This window comes from Sphingomonas sp. GCM10030256, assembly GCF_042666415.1.
Taxonomy (GTDB): Bacteria; Pseudomonadota; Alphaproteobacteria; order Sphingomonadales; family Sphingomonadaceae; genus Sphingomicrobium.
Map to the genome: position 1 here is coordinate 878,544 of NZ_JBHTDI010000001.1, position 16,741 is coordinate 895,284.

The window sequence follows — 16,741 nt, forward strand, 5'->3', positions numbered from 1 at the left end:
TCTCTCAGCCAGCTTTACTCGCCTGCCAACGCTGATAGGCTAGTCTCCGTGGGGCAGCTACGTTCGATCCAAGTCTTAAGAGCAGTCGCCGCAATCGGCGTCGTAATCCTGCATACGTCAACCGTCCACGGGATCGTGCCGGACGCCTCTGCAATCGGCGCCGCAGGGGTTGATCTATTCTTTGTGATTTCCGGCGTCATTATGGTGACTGTTGGAGCACACGCGACCCCGCTCGGTTTTCTGTCCCGTCGAGCCTTTCGTATCTACCCGATGTGGCTGGTAGCCGCACTCCCCTGCCTGCTGGCGGGAAACAGCAGCGCGGCTCAGGTCGCGGCTACAATCACGTTGTGGCCGGTCTATGACACCTATGTCCTCCCGGCTCTCGATCTTGGGTGGACGCTTAGTTTTGAGATGCTGTTCTACATCGCGTTCGCATTCTCATTGCGCTTTGGGGCAGCCGTTCCCCTTGTCGCCTACGCCGTGGCTTTCCTTGCTGGCCAGATCGCCCCAGGCCCGCTGCTCGACTTTATCGGCAACCCGATGATCCTGGAGTTTCTCGCCGGAGTGCTGATCGCCAGACTGCCCCGTTCAACACTTTTGGCGATCTCGGTCATTCCGGTGGCCGTGCTGCTGGCGAGCTCCGCCCCTTCAGGCCTGTACGCTGGAGATGTTGCAAGAGACGCGAACCGGGCAATATTTAGAGTTCTTTGGTGGGGGCTGCCGGCAGCGCTGATCGTCTATTCGGCGATCACCTTTGAGCGTCTTTTCAAAGCAAGCATCTGGACGGCAGCGGTTCTGCTTGGGAACGCGTCTTACGCGATATACTTGTTCCATCCTTATGTCTTGAACAGCCTCGATCTGCCGCCACGGGCCCTCGTCCTTGCCGCGGTAGCCCTGGGCGTGGCGCTTCACCTCACCCTTGAGCCGGTCCTCAATAAATTTACTGGTGCAGCACGACGAAAGATTGGAGGCTTGCGGCGCGACCCAACCCGCTACGGCATGCAGCCTGGAATATAGCGCCCAGATCGTCTTCCCACGCTGCGGAAGGCATGCTCGTGAAAGCACCCCCGTTTCTGATTGCACAATAGGATTTCACCTGCGCCGCTCCCGCAGCGGCTCACACGTGCGGCTCTTTGACACCACTGACACCATCAACAGCCAACCGTGCCGGAGGGCTAACCTTTGCCTCACCTTTGGCGATTTTCCGCGCTCGTCACCGTGAACATTGTGAACATTCGCCGCTCCAGACGACCCCGAACCTTGACTCCGGCTAGCCCTTCCGCCATCCGCGCGTCACTCGAAGGGACGGGCGCCACGCTCGTCCTTTTGCATTGGGGTCTGGGCGGTCCCCCGAAAAGCATCGCCTGGCTTGGGATACCTTACACGGTCCCCTGACGAACGGAGAAAGACTCATGCGCCATCGCGTTGGCCATCGTAAGCTGCAGCGTACTTCCAGCCACCGGGCGGCCCTGTTCCGCAACATGGCGGCGGCGCTGATCAAGCACGAGCAGATCACCACCACCGTCGCCAAGGCGAAGGAGCTCCGCCCCTACGTCGAGAAGCTGATCACGCTGGCCAAGAAGGGCGGCCTGTCGAACCGCCGTCTGGCCCACGCCCGTATCCTCGACGACACGCAGCTGGTGAAGCTGTTCGACGTGCTCGCGCCCCGCTATGCCGAGCGCAACGGCGGCTACACCCGCATCGTCAAGGCCGGCATCCGCCAGTCGGACGCCGCCCCGATCGCGATCATCGAGTTCGTCGACCGCGACATCTCGGCCAAGGGCCAGGACTCCGGCCCGGTGATGAGCGACGAGGAGCTGGAGGCCGCCTGAGCGATCTTCCAGCCTCACTTGAAGAAAAGGGCGCCGCTGCTACGCAGTTGGCGCCCTTTCCTTTTCTCCGGATGTCCCATGCGCAAGAGCCTGTTGCTGATGACCCTGCCGACCATCGCCGCCTGCACCACCACCGCCAACCCGCCGGTCACCGCAGCCGAGGCCGCCGCGCCCGTCTCGGCCGAGGCTCCTGCGCAACAACATACCGACACGGTCGTCGCCTTGAGCTATCCGGACACCCGCCGCACCGACGTTGCGGAGACGCAGTTCGGCACGGCCGTCGCCGATCCGTACCGCTGGCTGGAGAACGACGTCCGCACCGACGCCGAAGTCCGCTCCTGGGTCGAGGCGCAGAACAAGGTCACCGACGCGTTCCTCGACACCCTGCCGGGGCGCGACGCGCTGAAGGCGCGGATGACTCAGCTCTATGATTACGAGCGGACCGGAGTGCCGGTCGAAAAGGGCGGTCGCTACTTCTATCAGCGCAACGACGGCCTGCAGAACCAGTCGCCGCTCTATGTCCGCGACAGCGTTGACGGCGCGCCGCGGCTGCTGATCGATCCCAACGGCTGGTCCAAGGACGGCGCCACGGCGCTGGCCGAATGGGCGCCGAGCGAGGATGGCAAGTATCTCGCCTATGCGGTGCAGGACGGCGGCACCGACTGGCGCACGATCAAGGTGCTGGAAGTCGCCACCGGCAAGGTGCTGTCCGACGAGGTCAAGTGGGTGAAGTTCTCGGCCCTGTCCTGGGCCAAGGACGGGAGCGGCTTCGTCTACTCCCGCTTCGACGAGCCCGCCGCGGGACAGACCTTCCAATCCTTGAACCGCAACCAGCAGGTCTTCTTTCACAAACTGGGGGCGTCGCAAGCGCAGGACCGGCTGCTCTTCGCCACCCCGGCCAAGCCCGAGCTGAACCATATCGGCCAGATCAGTGACGACGGATCGACGCTGGTGGTCACGTCCTCCAGCGGCACCGACGACCGCTACGAGGTGACCCTGCTGGATTGGCAGAAGAAGGCCGCAAAGCCGCGGGTGCTGATCCCCGGCTTCCAGAACAACTACAGCTACATCGGCAACCGCGGCTCGACTTACTACTTCTTCACCAACGACAATGCGCCGAAGCTGAAGGTCGTTTCCATCGACGTGCTGGCGGCCAAGCCGAACCGCCGCACCCTCATCGCGGAAGACGCCGCGACCCTGGACGGCGCGAGCCTCGTCGGGGGCAAGCTGATCGCTTCCTACCTCAAGGATGCCAGCACCGAGGTTCGGGTCCACAGCCTGAGCGGCGCGCGAGAGCGGGTGATCGATCTGCCGGGCATCGGCACCGCCAGCGGGTTCAGCGGCGAGATCGACGATCCGCAGACCTTCTTCGCCTTCACCAGCTTCAACCGGCCGACCACCGTCTATCGCTACGACGTGCGGATGGGCGAGGCGACCCCTTGGGCCACTCCGAAGGTCGCCTTCAATCCCGAGGATTACGGTGTCGAGCAGCGTTTCTTTGCGTCGAAGGACGGCACCCGTGTGCCGATGTTTATCGTCCGCAAGAAGGGCACGACGGGTCCGGCGCCGACGCTGCTCTACGGTTATGGCGGGTTCAACGCCTCCATGACCCCCAGCTTCTCGCCGACCCGGCTCGCCTGGCTGGAAGCCGGCGGAGTATGGGTGCTCGCCAACATCCGCGGTGGCGGCGAGTATGGCAAGGCGTGGCACGACGCTGGCCGCCTGGCCAACAAGCAGAACGTGTTCGACGACTTCATCGGTGCCGGCGAATATCTCATTGCCAACGGCATCACGCCGAAGGGCGGGCTGGCAATCCAGGGCGGCTCCAACGGCGGCCTGCTGGTCGGCGCGGTGGTCAATCAGCGCCCGGACCTGTTCGCCGCGGCCGCCCCGGCAGTCGGGGTCATGGACATGCTGCGCTTCGACCGCTTCACTGCCGGACGCTACTGGGTCGACGACTACGGCTATCCCAACAAGGAAGCCGACTTCCGCACGCTGATGACCTATTCGCCCTATCACAACATCAAGGGTGGGCGGGACTATCCGGCGGTGCTGGTGACCACCGCCGACACCGACGACCGGGTCGTTCCAGGACATAGCTTCAAGTACATCTCGATGCTCCAGAACACCGCCGGGGTCGGCAGCAAGCCGCATCTGATCCGCATCGAAACGCGCGCCGGGCATGGCTCCGGCAAGCCGACCGACAAGATCATCGAGGAAGCGGCCGACGTCTATGCCTTCCTGGCGAAGCACACCGGCCTGGCCATCCGGTAGGGAACTGGGGCGAGCCATGGCGATCGAGCTCATCTGTCTCGATGCCGACGACACGCTATGGCACAACATGCGCTTCTTCGACGAGACCGAGGAAGCGCTTGTCGCCATGCTGGAGCCCTTCGCCGAGGCCGAGGTCGCGAGGGAGCGCCTGGCGGAGTGCGAGGCCGGGAACCTTCGCCTGTACGGCTACGGGGCGAAGGGCTTCACCCTGTCGATGATCGAGACGGCCGTGGACCTGGCCGGCCCGGCGCTCGATGCGGGGCTGGTGAGTGCCATGCTGGAGGCGGGGAAGCGCTTGCTCGCCCATCCGGTGGAATTGCTGGCCGGCATCGAGCAGACGCTCGACGCCCTGGCCGAGCGCGGCAAGCTCGTGCTGGTGACCAAGGGCGACCTCCTCCACCAGGAGGCAAAGCTGGCCGCTTCGGGTCTGGGGGATCGCTTCACCGGCATCGAGATCGTCAGCGACAAGACCGCCGCAACCTTCGGTCGGATCTTCGCTCGCTACGGAGTCGAGCCGGCGCAGGCGATCATGGCCGGGGACAGCATGCGTTCGGATGTGTTGCCGGCGCTGCATGCGGGAGCCTGGGCCGGCTTCGTCCCGCACGCCTCCGCCTGGGTGCATGAGCATGCCCCCGCACCAGAGGGCCAGAGTCGCTATCGGGAGCTTCCTTCGCTCGCGGTCCTGCCGTGGTGGATCGACGCGATCAATGCGGGTCAGGGCTCCAGCGGGTAGACAGAGTGCGCTTGATGCCTGTTCCGGGCGTTAATCAAGCTGAACCAATGCCTTCAGCCTCATTCAGAGGCGGTGCAGCCCCTTGCTTCCATAAGCGTTCCCACTGGCGATCCTGTCGCCTGGACGCAACAAGGAGAGTGGCCATGAAGGCTGTCTACAAGTTCCTGATCGGTGCCGCCGGCGTGGCGGCGGCGGCCGGTGGGTTCGCGGCTCCGGCCGCTGCTCAATATTATCCGCCCTACGGCGGCGGTTATGGTTCCGGCAACGTGATCGTCGGCGCGATCCTCGACTCGATCCTGCGCGGCCGTCAGGGAGGCTACGGTAGCCAATATGGCTATGGCTACGCCAACGAACGCGTCGCCATCGACCAGTGCGCCCGCGCAGCCGAAGCCCGCCTCAACGGCGGCTACGGCAATTATGGCGGCTACGGCAATTACGGCGGCTACAATGGCGGCTACGGCTACAACAATGGTGGCGCGATCCGGGTGAACCAGATCGAGCGCGTCGAGCGGACCCGCAACGGCAACTTCCGGGTCGTCGGCTGGGCCGGAGAGTCCGGCTGGCGCGGCAATTACGGCGGCTATGGCGGCTACAATGCGCCCTACGGCGGCTACCAGAACAACGCCGCTGCCCCGCAGTACCGCTTCAGCTGCAAATTCGATCGCCGGACCGGGCGCATCAGCGACCTGGACCTCGATCGTCAGCGCTACGCCGGGTACGGCTACCGCTACTAAGCCGCTGCCAAGTGGACAGAGGAGTGCGCGGGTCCTAGTGGCTCGCGCACTTTCTTTTTGCGCGGGGAATCGATGAGCGTCCAAATGTCGGAGACCTTTGGCGAGACCATCCTGATCGTCGATTTCGGCAGCCAGGTGACCCAGCTGATCGCCCGCCGCATCCGCGAAGCCGGCGTGTATTGCGAGATCGCTCCGTTCAACGCGGCGGAGGAAGCGTTCCGGCGGCTCAACCCCAAGGGCATCATCTTTTCCGGCGGTCCGTCTTCAGTGACCTCGGAAGACAGCCCGCGCGCTCCACAGGCATTATTCGACAGCGGCCTGCCCCTGCTCGGCATCTGCTACGGCCAGCAGACGCTGCACCAGCAGCTTGGCGGCAAGGTCGTGACGTCGGACCAGAAGGAGTTCGGGCGCGCCTTCATCGAGGTGGTGGCGCCTTCCGCGCTGTTCGACGGGCTGTGGCAGGTCGGCGAGAAGCACCAGGTCTGGATGAGCCACGGCGACCGGGTCGAAAGCCTCGCGCCCGGGTTCCAGATCGTGGCCCGGTCGGAAGGCGCGCCCTTCGCCATCGCCACCAATGAGGAGGCGAGGCGCTACAGCCTGATGTTCCACCCCGAGGTGGTCCACACGCCCGACGGCGGCAAGCTGCTGGCCAACTTCGCGCGGCATATCTGCGGCTGCGCAGGCACCTGGAGCATGGAAGCGTTCCGGGACACCAAGATTCGCGAGATCCGCGAACAGGTTGGTGCCGGCAAGGTGATCTGCGGCCTGTCCGGCGGCGTGGATAGCGCCGTGGCCGCCGTGCTGATCCACGAGGCGATCGGCGAGCAATTGACCTGCGTGTTCGTGGACCATGGTCTGATGCGGGCCGGCGAGGCGGAGCAGGTCGTGAGCCTGTTCCGCAACAGCTACAACATCCCGCTTGTGCATGTGGACGCCAGCGCCGACTTCCTTGGCGGTCTCGCCGGCGTCACCGACCCCGAAAAGAAGCGCAAGTTCATCGGCGCGGAATTCATCAACGTCTTCGAGGCCGAGGCCAACAAGATCGGGGGAGCGGACTTCCTGGCACAGGGCACGCTTTATCCGGATGTGATCGAAAGCGTCAGCTTCACCGGTGGACCGTCTGTGACGATCAAGAGCCACCACAATGTCGGCGGCCTGCCCGAGCGCATGAACATGAAGCTGGTCGAGCCGTTGCGCGAGTTATTCAAGGACGAGGTGCGCGAACTTGGCCGTGAGCTTGGCCTTCCGGGCGCCTTTGTCGGCCGTCATCCGTTTCCGGGCCCAGGGCTTGCCATCCGCATCCCCGGCGAGGTCACAGCGGAACGCTGCGACATCCTTCGCAAGGCGGACTCCATCTATCTGGAGGAGATCCGCAACGCCGGCCTGTACGACGCCATCTGGCAGGCCTTTGCCGTGCTCCTGCCGGTCCGCACGGTCGGAGTTATGGGCGACGCCCGCACCTATGACAGCGTCTGTGCGCTGCGGGCGGTGACCAGCGTCGATGGCATGACCGCGGACGTCTACCCGTTCGACGCCGCCTTCCTCAGCCGCGTTGCGACTCGGATCGTCAACGAGGTCCAGGGGATCAATCGTGTCGTCTACGACTATACGTCTAAGCCACCGGGAACGATTGAGTGGGAGTGAGGGCGAGCCGCGGGTTCATCGCGCAACTGCCGGAAAGTTAACGCTTACCGTCCGTTTACCGGGATATTGACGCGGTGCCACCGCTGCGCTGTTGAAGGTTGAATTGTTCGGGAGTCGGGGCATGCGGTTGATTCGCAAGGGGATGGTGGTTGCGGTTGGGGCGGCGTTGCTGGCCGGTTGTTCGACCACTCCCCCACCGCCGCCGCCGGTCGTTGCGCAACCCAAGCCGCAGGAACTGCCTTACCGCTGGACCCAAGGCAACGCGCCTCAGGCCCACAAGGACTCGCTTGCCTTGTTTGGCCCTGTTTCGATGAAGCCGGGCGATTACTACTGGGCCTCGGCAATGCCCGAAAGCGGCGAAGCCAAGGTGGTGATCGACCTGCTGACCCAGCGCTTCTACATCTATCGGGGCGACAAGCTGGCGGGCATGTCGACGATCTCGTCCGGCAAGAAGGGTCACGAAACGCCGCTCGGCTTCTGGAAGATCTTCCGCAAGCAGGTGAAGGGCTTCAGCCGCAAGTATGACAACGCGCCCATGCCCTACATGCAGATGTACGACGAAATGGGCATAGCCTTTCACGGAGGCAAGCTGCCCGGTTACCCGGCCAGCCATGGGTGCGTGCGCCTGCCGGTCGAATTCGCGAAGAAGCTCTACGGCCTGACCAAGCTCGGCACCGAAGTGATCATCGAAGGCTGACCGTCAGCGTTCAGGCGACCGCGAGCGGCCTCTCGCGATCCTCGATGTCGCGGGCAAGCTCCTTGGCCCGCTCCGAATGAAGCGTTGCAAGCTTCAGGTGCGCGCGGGCTGCGGCAAGGTTGTCGGTGCTGAGTCCGAGGTCCAGCTCCCGGCTGGCGCGCGTCTGATGATAAAGGATGTCGTCGTACAGCATGTGCGAAGTATCCCCCCTCCGCATGTCGGTTGAAGGACGGCGGCATGACTGTCCCGAGTCGAGCCGATATCCACGACGAAGTGTCTCAAGAAACGGTGATTATGTCGAATCCGCTGAACGCGTGATAAAGACAATCTGTCGCCGATTGCACGCGGCTGTCGGCGGAGTATGACTGGCGAAATAAGAAGAGGGGGCAAGCATGACCGAAGCGGACACCTACGCGCCACGTCCGGTTGCCGGCTGGTTCAAGCCGGCGGCGATCGCCACCGCAGTGTGGATGATGTTCGGCTGCGCCGTCTATCTCTACCAGGTCACCGTTGACCCTGCCGAGCTTCCGCTCGACCAGCGGGCGATGTTGGACGCGGCGCCCACCTGGATGTGGGGCGCTTTCGCCATCGCCGTATGGGTTGGCCTGGCCGGAGCGGTTATGCTGCTGATGCGGCGCAAGATTGCCGAGCCGCTACTGCTGGTGTCGCTGATCGCCGTCCTGGTGCAATTTTCGGCTTACTTCCTCGACCCGGAGCTTCGCCAGTCGATGAGCTCCGACCAGCTGCTCATGCCGATCATCGTCGTGGCACTGGGGTGGACCATCTATTTCTTCGCGCGCCACTCGCGGATGCGCGGATGGTTGAAGTAGGGCGTTGAGCACTTTCACTCTCGACACGGCGACCAGCCGGGCGACACCGACACCGGTTCCCGGCAAACGCATGACCGTGCCGGCGCTGCGTGCCCGTAAGGCCGCCGGGAAGACTGAGCAGCCGATCGTGATGCTGACCGCCTACACGATGCGGATGGCGCAGCTGCTCGATCCCCATTGCGACCTACTGCTGGTCGGCGACAGCTTGGGCCAAGTGATCTACGGCCTGCCGTCAACCGTGCCGGTGACGCTCGACATGATGTGCGCGCACGGCGCGGCGGTGGTTCGCGGCAGCTGGCATTCGCTAGTGGCGGTGGACATGCCGTTCGGCTCGTACGAGGCGTCGCCCCAGCAGGCGTTCGACTCCGCGTCGCGGGTGATGAAGGAGACCGGCTGCGCGGCGGTGAAGCTGGAGGGCGGAGCGGCGATGGCGGAGACCATCGCCTTTCTGTCGCAGCGCGGGATCCCGGTGATCGGCCATGTAGGCCTCACCCCGCAGGCGGTGAACATGCTCGGGGGATATGGTGCGCGTGGGCGCAGCGAGGCAGAGGCAGCCAAGATCCTCGCCGACGCTCAGGCCGTGGCTGACGCGGGCGCCTTCGCCATCGTGGTCGAGGGCGTGCTGGAGGATATAGCCACGCAGGTCACCCGGGAGGTCGCTCCACCGGTGATCGGCATTGGCGCGTCGGCGAAGTGCGATGGTCAGGTGCTGGTGACCGAGGACATGCTGGGCCTGTTCGAGCGCACGCCCAGATTCGTGAAGCGTTACGACGATCTTGCCGCGCGCATCGTCGCCGCTGTCGAGACCTACGCCGGCGAAGTCCGGGGCCGCTCGTTCCCGACCGCCGACCAGACCTATCGTCCCAAGCCCGCCTGACAGTCTGCCGCCGGACACTTTGCCGCCGGACACTTTGCCGTTTGACGCAAAGCCGGTTAGACGCCCTTTCCGCCAAGCTTCTGTTCATCTCCGGCCATGGAAATGAGCAGCCGCGGCAGCGGATCCAATCAGCAACAAAGGTTCAGTTCATTTGGCCCTCGCCCCCGGTGAAACCAACGAAAGCTTCATCCGCGAAGTCGACGAGAATCTGCGCCGCAGCCAGGCGGAAGATTTCTTCAAGCGGTACGGCGGCTGGCTGATCGCCGCCGCGGTGCTGGTCCTCGCGCTCGCAGCCGGCATCCTTTACTGGCGCAACCATCAAGTCGAAGTCGCCCAAGGGCAGAGCGAAGCGCTGGCGCAGGTGATCACCGACATCGGTAACGGCAAGACCGGCAACGCGGATGCGCGGCTGGCGGCGATGGCGAAGAATGCGCCCGATGCGTACCGCGGCGCAGCCTTGCTGTCGCAGGCGGCACTCGCGCTGCAGAGCGGCAATCGCACCAAGGCCGCCGACGCCTATCGCGCCGTTTCGCAGGACGACGATCTGCCGGAGGGTCTCCGTCAGGCGGCGCTGGTTCGCGGCACGGCCGTCGAATTTGACACGCTGAAACCGGAAGAGGTCGTCAGCCGCCTTCAGGAACTCGCCAAGCCGGGCAATCCCTGGTTCGGCAGCGCCGGGGAACTGAGCGCCATGGCCATGCTGAAGCAGAACCGGACCGCCGAGGCGGGCCGGCTGTTCGCCGCGATCGGGAACGACAAGACGGCCCCGGCGTCGCTCCGCGGGCGAGCTCAGCAGATCGCGGGTTCGCTGGGGGTGGAACCGGCGTCGCCGCCGGCTCCCCGCACCTGATCCCATCAAGCCAAACATCGCCAAGGGCATGAGATCCATGAACAACAAGATCGTCACGATCACGCTTGCGGCCGCGTTGCTGGCCGGGTGTAACCCGTTCAACAAGGCGCGTCCCAAGACCCCAGTCCTTGGTGAACGAGTGTCCGTGCTGACCAGCGAAGTCGACATCGCCATTGATCCGGCGACCGCTTCGGCACCGTTCAGCCTGCCCGCTGCCGCCGGAAATTCCGAATGGTCGCAGCCGGGGGGCAACGCCTCCAAGTCGATGGGCCACGTGGCGCTTGGCGCCGCACTGGGCACAGCCTTCTCGGTTCAGGCCGGCAGCGGCAGCAGCGTCGATGCACGGCTTGCGTCTCCCCCGGTCGTTGCCGACGGCAAGGTCTTCACCATTGACACCACCGCAACGGTGCGCGCGTTCGACGGCCAGAGCGGCCGGCAATTGTGGGCGACCCAGTTCGGCACGGAGCGCGGCAACAGCGCATCGCTGTTTGGCGGCGGCGTCTCGGTCGCGAACGGCCGGGTCTACGCCACCAACGGCCTTGGCTTCGTTGCGGCGCTTGACGCTGGCAATGGCGGCATCGCGTGGCAGGTGCGTCCGGGCGGCCCGCTGCGCGGCGCGCCGACGGTGACGGCCGATACGCTCTACGTCATGAGCCAGGACAACCAAATCTACTCGCTCAAGATGGCCGACGGCACGGCTAACTGGTCCAGCTCGGCCGCCCTGGAGATCGCCGGCGTGTTTGGAACCGCGTCCCCCGCAGTCGCGCAGGGTACCGTAGTCGCCGGTTTCTCCTCGGGTGAACTCAACGCCTACCGTTACGAGAACGGCCGGGTGGTGTGGCAGGATGCCCTCGCGCGGACCAGCATTTCAACCAGCGTCGCCAACCTGTCGGACATCGACGCAAGCCCGGTGATCGATGGCGGGCAGGTGTTCGCGGTGGGGCAGGGCGGCCGGATGGTCTCGCTCGACCTGATCAGCGGCCAGCGCATCTGGGAACTCAACATCGCCGGCATTTCCACGCCGTGGGTGGCAGGCGACTGGGTGTTCGTGGTGAGCGACGATGCCAAGCTGGTCGCCATCGCGCGCAGCACCGGCAAGGTCCGCTGGATCAATCAGCTCCCGGCGTTCGAGAATCCCAAGGGGAAGCGCGGCCCGATCAGCTATGTCGGCCCGGTGCTGGCCGGTGACCGGCTGATTGTCGCTGGGTCGAACGGCGTGCTGATCAACGTCGACCCCTCGACCGGCAGCTTCCAGTCGCAGACAAATGTCGGAGCCGGCATCAGTCTTGCCCCTGCGGTGGCGAACTCGACGCTCTACATTTTGGACAACCGCGGCCGGCTGCACGCCTTCCGGTGATGCCGTGCTCCTCGCAATGAGGGGCAGGTTTCGCTAGGGGCGTGCCATGCCTCTTCCAACCGTTGCCATCGTCGGCCGTCCCAACGTGGGCAAGTCGACCCTGTTCAATCGCCTTGTCGGCAGGCGTGCCGCCCTGGTGGACGATCGCCCCGGCGTGACCCGCGACCGGCGCGAGGGGGAGGGCAAGCTGCTCGGCCTGGAGTTCCGGGTGATGGACACCGCGGGCTTTGAGGACGAGGATCCTGCCAGCCTGCCCGGCCGGATGCGGGCGCAGACCGAGGCTGCGGTGCGCGAGGCAGATGTCGCGCTGTTCCTGATCGATGCGCGTGAAGGCGTCACTCCTTTGGACGAGGAAATCGCCCGCTGGCTGCGCAGCGAGGATACACCGATCATCGTTGCAGCCAACAAGGCCGAAGGACGTGCCGGCGAAGCCGGGCGACTGGAGGCGTTCGCCTTTGGCTTCGGCGAGCCGATTGCGCTTAGTGCCGAGCACGGCGAAGGGGTGGTCGACCTGTTCGAGTCCCTCCGCCCGTTCGTTGAACGCGAAGACAGCGAGGACGAGGACGAGCAGGACGACGAGGATGGGCCGCTGAAGCTCGCGATCGTCGGCCGGCCGAACGCGGGCAAGTCGACCCTGGTCAACCGAATGCTCGGCGAGGAGCGGATGATCACCGGACCGGAAGCCGGGATCACGCGCGACAGCATCAGCGTGGACTGGGACTGGCGCGACAAGGATGGCGAGGTGCGGCGGGTCCGGTTGGTCGACACCGCAGGCCTGCGCAAGCGCGCCAAGGTGGACGACAAGCTGGAATGGCTGTCGGCGCAGGACACGCGCCGCTCGATTGACCGGGCTGAGGTCGTGGTGCTGCTGCTCGATGCGACCCGAGGACTGGAGGTGCAGGACCTGAAGATTGCCGATGCGGTGATCGAGGAAGGCCGCGGACTGGTTATCGCGCTCAACAAATGGGATGTCGCCGACAATGCGTCGTCCCTGTTCAACGGGGTCAAAGCGGCGCTGGAAGAGGGGCTCTCGCAGCTCAAAGGGGTGCCCGTGCTGACCGTGTCAGCCAAGACCGGCAAGGGCATCGACCAGTTGATCGGTGCGGCGTTCGAGATTCGGGAGGGCTGGTCGCGCCGGGTAGCGACGGGCGAACTCAACCGCTGGTTCGAACGGGCTGTGGAGGCCAACGCGCCGCCTGCCCCGGGCGGCAAGCGGATCAAGCTGCGCTACATCACCCAGGTGAAGACTCGGCCGCCCAGCTTTGTGGTGTTCGGCACCCGCGTCGACCAGCTGCCCGAAAGCTACCGCCGTTACCTACTCAACTCCATGCGCCGGGACCTCGGCCTTGGCGCGGTGCCGCTGCGGATGACCCTGCGGGCACCCAAGAATCCGTATCACGACAAGGCCTGACGCTAACCCGCTCTTTACGCTTTGCGGGCTAGGAATGCTGCGTGGCACCATCGGCCGCCAGACGCAGACCGGAGAAGTTGGATCGTGGAGGGGGGAAGCGCTGACATTGTCGACTGGCTGCACTTCGAGAAGTGCCGGGCCGAGCTTGGCCCCGGGTTCATCCGGATCCTAAGCTACTTCCGGGAGGACGGCGCCAAGTCGCTAGCCCAGATCGAACAAGCGATGCGCGAGCAGAACACGGTCGGCTTGGTCATGCCGGCGCATACCATCAAGGGTGAGGCGCGCCAGTTCGGAGCGCAGCCGCTGGCCAAGGTCGCCGAACTGATCGAGAACACGGCCCGGACGTGCATCGAAACCCGGCGCTTCCCCGACGAGCTGGTCAAGGACGTGGTCGAGATGCGGCGGCTGTTCAGCTGCACGGTCGAGCTGTTCGACAAGGCCACCAATCCGCTGGTGGCGCGAGCGTCTGTGGCGGGCGGGTTCGGCCGCCGGGTCGCGAACCAGGATTTCGGGCGGATCTAGGCGACGGGCACGCGTCGCATTGGTTGAACCTCGCCACGTGCGAGGGTTCGCCACAGCCACTCCAGCGGTCCGAACCGGTAGCGCTCCAGCCACGGCCTGGACCATAGCAGCATCAGCAGCCAGGCCAGCGGCGCCAGCAGATACATTTGAGCGCGTGACATCAAGCCGAACAGCCCCAGGCCCCAGCCGTAGAAAACTGCCGTCATCAGGACGGACGTGCCGAGATAGTTGGAAAAGGCTGCCCGGCCGACTGCTGCGATGCGTTCGGTCAGCCAACCGCCAGGCCGAAGCAGCAGGATGATCAGGGCCGCATAGCCCAAGACGCCGAGCATTCGGAACGGCACGGAACCGACGATGCTGCCGACAAACACCCAACGCTGATCGAAATCGTGCGCAATCGTCACCAGACCCAGCAGCAGATAGGCGGGTAGGGCGAGGCCGAGGCCAATCGCTGCCGCCCGCCGATAGGTGGAACGGGGCCATGCGCCGGTGAGGAAGCCGGAGCGGAATGCCGCCATCCCCAGCAGCATTGCCGAAAATGTCTCGAGCCCCACGGTCTTGAGGAAGGCAAGAGGACCTGCCAGGGTCCGCCAACGGTAGCTTACCTCGCCAGGCCAGGGGCCCTTCATGGCGGTGATCTCCGCCAGGATCGCGTCGCGGCCGGGCACGCCGAAGGCTTGGGCGAAGCCGTTCCAGGTTGCGATTCGCCCCTGCGTGTCGCGGGCGGCGCTGTCGATCAAGGCGAGCAGGCCCATGCCGTTCCACAACAGCGTCACGACAAGCGCTGCGAGTCCGAGCGCGAGCAACTGCCACGCCGACCAGCGGCGGAACAGGAAGGCGACCGCCCCAACCAGCGCGTAATGAGCAAGGATATCGCCCCACCAGATCAGGTACATGTGGAGCAGACCGATCGCGAAGAGCACCGCCATCCGGGCGTAGTGGATGGGAGCAGCGCTCTGCCCGCTGCTGCCCGCCCGGTCGATCACCAGCAGCATCGAGGCGCCGAACAGCAAGGAGAACAGGCCGCGCATCTTGCCTTCAATCAAGACAAAGGTGCCGAGCCACACCGCGACATCGGCCGGCGTGGTGCCGCCCCATGCTAGCGGTGAGAAATAGGCTGCTTGCGGCAATGCGAACGCAGGCAGGTTGGCGACCAGGATGCCCATCACGGCAACCCCGCGAATGACGTCCAGGCTGAGGTGGCGATCGGGAGCTGTGGTCATGCGAACTCTGTGCTCCTGCGAAGGCAGGAGCACAGGTCGCGAATGCGAGGACAACTGGGCCCCTGCCTTTGCAGGGGCAAACCATGCACTACTCCGAGTCCGCCGGCTTGCTCTGCAGCTGGATGTAATTCTCCAGCCCCATGCGCCCGATCAGCTCGATCTGGGTCTCGAGGAAGTCGACATGGCCTTCCTCGTCCTGGAGGATTTCGGCGGCAAGGTCGCGGGTGACGAAGTCGCGGACGCTCTCGGCATGAGCGATGATCTCGCGGTACAGCTTGCACGCCTCATACTCGGCCTCGAGATCGGCCTTGAGGATTTCAGGCACATTCTCGCCGATCCGCAGGCGCCCGAGCATCTGGAAGTTGGGCAGGCCATCGAGGAACAGGATGCGCTCAGCTATTCGGTCGGCGTGCTTCATCTCGTCGATGGACTCGTGCCGCTCGAACGCGGCCAGCTTGTCGATTCCCCAATTGTCCAGCAGCCGGTAGTGCAGCCAATATTGGTTGATCGCGGTCAACTCGTCCCGGAGCGCTTGGTTGAGCAGCTCGATGACGCGCACATCGCCCTTCATGTGGATCCCCTTTCGCGGACCGCATCTACTCCAGGGGATGGGCCGAACGAAGCGCTAACAACTCGCAAGAAGGCTCAGGCGGCGCGGACCGGCGCGAGCGCTTCTTCGAGTGCATCCAGTTCCTCGTCGATGATCGCTCGGGCGAAAGGGAGACATGATCCGCACTTGGCCTTGCAGCCGAGCTGGGCATAAGCGCGGCCGGGCGAAGTCGCGCCGCGGCGAGCCTCGGCCCGAAGCTGCTCCTCGCGAATCGCATTGCAGACGCAGACGATCATGAGCTCAACGTAGTCGATAATGCGAGGCGTTCGCAAGATGGCGGCGGACCGAAGTGCATGCCTGCGGCGTTGGCCTGGAATGAAACTGGTTGAACATGGGCGGGGCAAGCCGCTGCTGATGATTCACGGCCTGGGTGGCAGCACGCGGTCCTGGGACACAGTCGCTGATGCGCTCGCGGCGGAACGGCGGCTGCTGCTGTTCGACATTCCGGGACATGGCGAGGCGCCCGCCGAGCCGGACAGCGGCACTTTTACGGGGCTTTGCAGGAGCGTGTCGGAGTTGATCGTCGACAATGGCCTGCGCGGGGTCGACATGATCGGCAGCTCGATGGGCGCTCGGATGGTGCTGGAGCTGGCTCGGCGGGGACTTGCGGGCAATGTCGTGTCGCTTGATCCGGGAGGCTTCTGGGTCGGATGGGAGCGGGCTTACCTGCGCAACACGCTTTCTGCGTCCGTTTGGCTATTGCGAAGTGTTCGGCCGGCCCTTTCGGGCTTGGCCCACAATGCTGTGTCGCGCTCGGCCCTGCTGGCGCAGCTGTCCGCCAGGCCGTGGGCGCTGGATGGCGATGTGGTCGCACGTGAGCTCCAAAGCTTTGCCTCCTGCCGGACGTTCGACGCTCTGGTGGAGGACTTGGCCGCGGGTCCAGCCCAGCAAGGCCCGTCGGCTCCGGGCAGCGGGCGGGTGACGATTGTCTGGGGCAAGCAGGACCGCCTCTGCCTGCCCCAGCAGGCGGAACGGGCAAAGGCGGCGTTTCCGGAAGCGGAGCTGGTCTGGTTTGATCGCTGCGGTCACTTCCCGATGTGGGATCAGCCGGAGGATACGGTAGAGTTGGTGCTGCGGGCGACTGCTTGAATCCGTCATTGCGAGGAGAGTAGCGACTCTGCAATCCAGTCACTTCGGCTGTAGCGAA

At 64.9% G+C, this 16,741-nt stretch carries 18 protein-coding genes; 14 read left to right on the plus strand and 4 right to left on the minus strand.

What is annotated here, in order from left to right:
- Positions 1 to 48 precede the first annotated feature (48 nt).
- The 7 genes from ACFQPG_RS04220 (at position 49) to ACFQPG_RS04250 (ending at position 7,914) form a co-directional block, all read left to right on the plus strand.
- Positions 49 to 1,017 (plus strand): acyltransferase family protein, encoded by a 969-nt coding sequence (locus ACFQPG_RS04220; RefSeq protein ID WP_380810510.1) that lies wholly within the window; start codon positions 49 to 51, stop codon positions 1,015 to 1,017.
- A 395-nt stretch (positions 1,018 to 1,412) separates the two neighbouring features.
- The gene (gene rplQ, locus ACFQPG_RS04225) at positions 1,413 to 1,832 is read left to right on the plus strand and encodes a 50S ribosomal protein L17 (protein WP_380810511.1); all 420 of its coding nucleotides are present in this window, start codon (positions 1,413 to 1,415) and stop codon (positions 1,830 to 1,832) included.
- Between the two features lie 78 nt (positions 1,833 to 1,910).
- Entirely contained in the window at positions 1,911 to 4,106 is a 2,196-nt protein-coding gene (locus ACFQPG_RS04230; protein WP_380810512.1) for a prolyl oligopeptidase family protein, read from the plus strand.
- A 16-nt stretch (positions 4,107 to 4,122) separates the two neighbouring features.
- Positions 4,123 to 4,839 (plus strand): HAD family hydrolase, encoded by a 717-nt coding sequence (locus ACFQPG_RS04235; protein WP_380810513.1) that lies wholly within the window; start codon positions 4,123 to 4,125, stop codon positions 4,837 to 4,839.
- 143 nt (positions 4,840 to 4,982) lie between these two features.
- Positions 4,983 to 5,573 (plus strand): hypothetical protein, encoded by a 591-nt coding sequence (locus ACFQPG_RS04240; RefSeq protein ID WP_380810514.1) that lies wholly within the window; start codon positions 4,983 to 4,985, stop codon positions 5,571 to 5,573.
- 84 nt (positions 5,574 to 5,657) lie between these two features.
- The gene (guaA, locus tag ACFQPG_RS04245; RefSeq protein WP_380810515.1) at positions 5,658 to 7,217 is read left to right on the plus strand and encodes a glutamine-hydrolyzing GMP synthase; all 1,560 of its coding nucleotides are present in this window, start codon (positions 5,658 to 5,660) and stop codon (positions 7,215 to 7,217) included.
- Positions 7,218 to 7,338: 121 nt separating this feature from the next.
- Positions 7,339 to 7,914, plus strand: coding sequence for a L,D-transpeptidase family protein (locus tag ACFQPG_RS04250; protein ID WP_380810516.1), 576 nt, complete (start codon positions 7,339 to 7,341; stop codon positions 7,912 to 7,914).
- A 10-nt stretch (positions 7,915 to 7,924) separates the two neighbouring features.
- On the opposite strand, the gene ACFQPG_RS04255 is transcribed toward ACFQPG_RS04250, so the two are convergent.
- Positions 7,925 to 8,107: a hypothetical protein gene (locus ACFQPG_RS04255; protein ID WP_380810517.1), complete on the minus strand. Its 183-nt coding sequence runs from the start codon at positions 8,105 to 8,107 to the stop codon at positions 7,925 to 7,927.
- 199 nt (positions 8,108 to 8,306) lie between these two features.
- On the opposite strand from ACFQPG_RS04255, the gene ACFQPG_RS04260 reads away from it, so the two are divergent.
- From ACFQPG_RS04260 to ACFQPG_RS04285, 6 genes are all read left to right on the plus strand, one after another.
- Positions 8,307 to 8,744 (plus strand): hypothetical protein, encoded by a 438-nt coding sequence (locus tag ACFQPG_RS04260; protein ID WP_380810518.1) that lies wholly within the window; start codon positions 8,307 to 8,309, stop codon positions 8,742 to 8,744.
- A 4-nt stretch (positions 8,745 to 8,748) separates the two neighbouring features.
- Complete coding sequence (gene panB, locus ACFQPG_RS04265) at positions 8,749 to 9,621, plus strand: 3-methyl-2-oxobutanoate hydroxymethyltransferase (protein ID WP_380810519.1); 873 nt, start codon at positions 8,749 to 8,751, stop codon at positions 9,619 to 9,621.
- 151 nt (positions 9,622 to 9,772) lie between these two features.
- Positions 9,773 to 10,471 carry a tetratricopeptide repeat protein gene (locus tag ACFQPG_RS04270; protein ID WP_380810520.1) on the plus strand — a complete coding sequence of 233 codons (699 nt, stop codon included), beginning with the start codon at positions 9,773 to 9,775 and terminating at the stop codon, positions 10,469 to 10,471.
- A 37-nt stretch (positions 10,472 to 10,508) separates the two neighbouring features.
- Positions 10,509 to 11,828 (plus strand): PQQ-binding-like beta-propeller repeat protein, encoded by a 1,320-nt coding sequence (locus ACFQPG_RS04275; RefSeq protein WP_380810521.1) that lies wholly within the window; start codon positions 10,509 to 10,511, stop codon positions 11,826 to 11,828.
- Positions 11,829 to 11,874: 46 nt separating this feature from the next.
- Positions 11,875 to 13,239, plus strand: coding sequence for a ribosome biogenesis GTPase Der (gene der / locus ACFQPG_RS04280; protein WP_380810522.1), 1,365 nt, complete (start codon positions 11,875 to 11,877; stop codon positions 13,237 to 13,239).
- 84 nt (positions 13,240 to 13,323) lie between these two features.
- Positions 13,324 to 13,761, plus strand: coding sequence for an Hpt domain-containing protein (locus ACFQPG_RS04285; protein WP_380810523.1), 438 nt, complete (start codon positions 13,324 to 13,326; stop codon positions 13,759 to 13,761).
- Here ACFQPG_RS04285 and ACFQPG_RS04290 read toward each other — a convergent pair.
- The 3 genes from ACFQPG_RS04290 to ACFQPG_RS04300 form a co-directional block, all read right to left on the minus strand.
- On the minus strand, positions 13,758 to 14,984 hold the full coding sequence (locus ACFQPG_RS04290; RefSeq protein ID WP_380810524.1) for a DUF418 domain-containing protein: 1,227 nt from the start codon (positions 14,982 to 14,984) through the stop codon (positions 13,758 to 13,760). The two genes, ACFQPG_RS04285 and ACFQPG_RS04290, sit on opposite strands and share 4 nt — an antisense overlap.
- 88 nt (positions 14,985 to 15,072) lie before the next feature.
- Positions 15,073 to 15,555: a bacterioferritin gene (bfr, locus tag ACFQPG_RS04295; RefSeq protein WP_380810525.1), complete on the minus strand. Its 483-nt coding sequence runs from the start codon at positions 15,553 to 15,555 to the stop codon at positions 15,073 to 15,075.
- Positions 15,556 to 15,629: 74 nt separating this feature from the next.
- The gene (locus ACFQPG_RS04300; protein WP_380810526.1) at positions 15,630 to 15,830 is read right to left on the minus strand and encodes a bacterioferritin-associated ferredoxin; all 201 of its coding nucleotides are present in this window, start codon (positions 15,828 to 15,830) and stop codon (positions 15,630 to 15,632) included.
- A gap of 79 nt (positions 15,831 to 15,909) precedes the next feature.
- On the opposite strand from ACFQPG_RS04300, the gene ACFQPG_RS04305 reads away from it, so the two are divergent.
- Positions 15,910 to 16,683, plus strand: a complete 774-nt coding sequence (locus tag ACFQPG_RS04305) for an alpha/beta fold hydrolase (RefSeq protein WP_380810527.1) — start codon at positions 15,910 to 15,912, stop codon at positions 16,681 to 16,683.
- Positions 16,684 to 16,741 lie beyond the last annotated feature (58 nt).